Source organism: Streptomyces sp. NPDC102274 (assembly GCF_044766385.1).
GTDB lineage: Bacteria > Actinomycetota > Actinomycetes > Streptomycetales > Streptomycetaceae > Streptomyces.
The window spans coordinates 1-3,017 of record NZ_JBIWLW010000126.1 but is presented as its reverse complement, the minus strand read 5'-3'; the positions used below and the strand labels follow the sequence as shown (position 1 = coordinate 3,017).

Genomic DNA, 3,017 nt, shown 5'->3' with positions numbered 1-3,017 from the left:
CCCTGCTTTCATTCCCCGGCCACGAGCCGATCACCCGACCGGGAAACCACGTTCGATCCGCAACCGAACCTCTCGGTACGACAACAGCTTCTCAGGAGAGCAACCTGCGCAGCCGACGTTCACCGAAGCGACGGCCGCTACACCTCACCGCTGGCGGGGGGCAACGCAGGCAACGGGGGTGACGAGGTCGGCAGGCGCCACGGCCATACTCAACGCGGCGAGGCGATCGGCTCTGTGGGGTCGTGCGCCCAGAAGGCGGCAGTGACGCGCTGGACGAGGAGACACTGGTCGCTCGGCGGGTCGTTGTCGCTGTCCACGGCGTGCGGCACGAGGACCCTGGTGCGGGCCACGTGGCGTACGTCTTGTGCCATGAGCGGGCGCAGGACGTTGACGAGTTGTGTGGCTGTGCAGTTGGGGTCCGGCAGCACGATGGCGTCAAGGTTGCGGGGCATCGGGTTGTAGCTCCTGCGTACGCAGTGGATGACCGGCTGGTCGTGTGCGTGCCGCACGGCCGGATCGCCTTCCAGATGGATTTCCGCGTCGAGCATGTCCACCGCCAGTTGCATGGCGAACTTCTGAGCCTCGGCCCTGGTGGCCAGTACTGCCACGACGCGGCGCAGCCGGAGCCGTTCGATGATCTGCGCGGTTGCGTTGGCTTCGGTGGACCATTGCCGCGGACGCCGCGAGGCGGGGTTTCTGCGGACGCGGACCACCTCCAGCTGGCAGGACGCCAGCAGTTCTTCGTCCTCCAGTGCCTGCCGGCTCGTCGGGACGACGTGGCTACCGAAGATCTTTTGTGCGGGCATGTGGACCGCCCAGTCCACGTCGCGCGCCTTGAGGCCGGGTGCCATCTGGCGGGGGATGCGTGGAGTGGCCGTCAGATAGATGCGCCGCCGGGCAAGGATGCGGTCGTCGTAGTGGATGTCGGCATAGGGGTGTTCCGGCGTGATGATGCCCTCTGCCGTGCGGTGCGCTTCTTCGACGACGAGGTGTCCCCAGGCAGGAAGGTCGTGGCGACGGTGGCTGTCGGCGACCAGCCGGGCATCTGCGTAGCGGGCGAACACCAGCGCTCCGGGAGGCTGCTGTCTGATCCAGTCGGCCAGATCGGCAGCGCTCGTCAGGCGGGTGCCACCGTGAGGGCCAAAGCCCAGGCCCGCGTGCGGCCTGTCGCCCGTTTTCCGCCAGGTTGCGGCGGCTTTGCGGAGGTGGAGCACGTCCGGGCCGAGGATCAGGCAGGTTTCGGGGGCGAGTTCAAGCACGGCGGACGCGATGGTGGTGGTCTTGCCTGCTCCGGCGGGCATGCTGATCAGCGTCCGGCGGCCGCCCCCGCCGAAGATCATCGGGGCCAGGCCCGGTGGCAGCTCGCTCTCGGCTGTCCAGAACACCGGGTCGTGTGCGCCCACCAGCGCGGCAGTGTCCTGGAGGGCCGGTTCCTCTCCAGCTGCGGAATTGCCCGTGACGGTGGCGGGGGTCTGTGGTGAGGGAAGCGGTGCCGGCGGCGTCTGTGCGTGCTGGAGGGCCGGTGTCCACTCCATGGCCAGTGCTTCCAGGGACGCGATCTCCTCGCTGCCGAGGGCGTCTTGGCGGGCCTGGGCGCGCAGGTCGTCGATCCATGGGCCGAGCGGGAAACGCCGGTCGCCTTCGCCGGCGTGGAAGTCGGGCGGGACCTGCAGGTGGTGGTGCTGGCGGTAGAAGTGCCGGGCGGCGCGCAGGCCGCCTGCGAAGTGGTTGGTGGGGGTGCGGTGCAGTGCCAGGGCCAGCGGGCTGTCTTTGAACGGCAGTGCCGCCAGTTGCTGGCGCTGCCCCTTCTCCAGGGTCGGGAACATGTCGAACTGCCGGTCGAGCCAGCGGGTGGCCTGGCCTGCGTCGCCGGGCAGGGGGCCGGGGGTGATAACCGGAGGCGACGTGCTGTCGCGGACCCGTGCCAGGGTGCGCTGCCACGCGTCGGACCAGTGAGGGTTCCACCAGCGGTCGATGTCACGCAGGGCGCGCCGGTAGGGGTCGGGCAGGGTACCTGCGTCGTCCTGGCGGCGCTGCTGCAGGAGCCACTGCGCGAGGGGGCGGCGCTGATAGGTCTCCTGCGCGTCGTGGGGAAGGAGGTGGCCGTGCTCGCGTGCGTAGGCCTGGGCGGTTTCGAGGAAGGCCTCGGTGCTGTCCGGGTCGTGGCGCCAGGTGATGTCGAAGGTGGCCAGCGCGGCGACACGGGCCGCGGGCAGGTGCCCGGCGGCCTTGAGGGCGCGCTGGTATCCGAGCCAGCAGCCGAGATGGAACCCGTCATCTGTGATGTGGTTGCTGGGGACGTCGAGATGCCCGTGCGCGGTGTGGAAGGCCCGTCCAGCGGCCATCCCGGTGTCCCAGATATCCGGTTCGGGTTCCATGATGCGCAGCATCAGGTGCGGGGCGATCTCCAGGGCGCGTGCGGGGCGGATGGCGTAGTCGGGGGTGGAGATGAGTAGGCGACGGCCGCTGATCGGCAGGCGGTAGAAGTAGTGCTCGTCGTAGGCCCGCAGCGCGATCATGACTTGGTGAAGCAGGTGGTAGGGCGTGCCGAAGGTTGCTTCTTCGGGGCGTTGCCCGGGGCCGAACAGAACGGGGATGATCAAGGTGGAGACCTTGTTCATGCCGGGGCCGATGCGCAGGGCCCGTCCGATGGCCTGGATGATGTCGATGGTGGATTGCTTGGGGTCGGCGAACAGCACGGAGTCGGCCAGCGGGAAGTCCACGCCTTCGACGCACAGGCGGACATTGCACAGGACGCGGAGCTCGGCGAGTGAGCCCTTGCGCTGGTCTGCGGGGGCCTGCCCGAAGTGGCTCATGCGTTCGCGCCGCACCTGCCGGGAGTGCTTGTGGTGGATGCTGGAAACCCACAGGCCGTCCGCGTGTCCGCCAGGGATGGCGGCCGCGGTCTGCGGGAGGGTTTCGGTGACCTTCCCCTCGTAGCGTAGAGACCCTGACGGCAGGGGAAGTTGAGGGTCATGGCAGGCAAGAGGCGGAAGTTCGACGGGGAGTTCCGTGAG

General features: G+C 69.0%; 1 protein-coding gene. It reads right to left on the bottom strand.

The features are described from left to right. Positions 1–209: 209 nt before the first annotated feature. A partial coding sequence (locus ACIRQP_RS42300; protein ID WP_403900787.1) for a Helicase associated domain protein occupies positions 210–3,017 on the bottom strand: 2,808 nt, incomplete at its 5' end.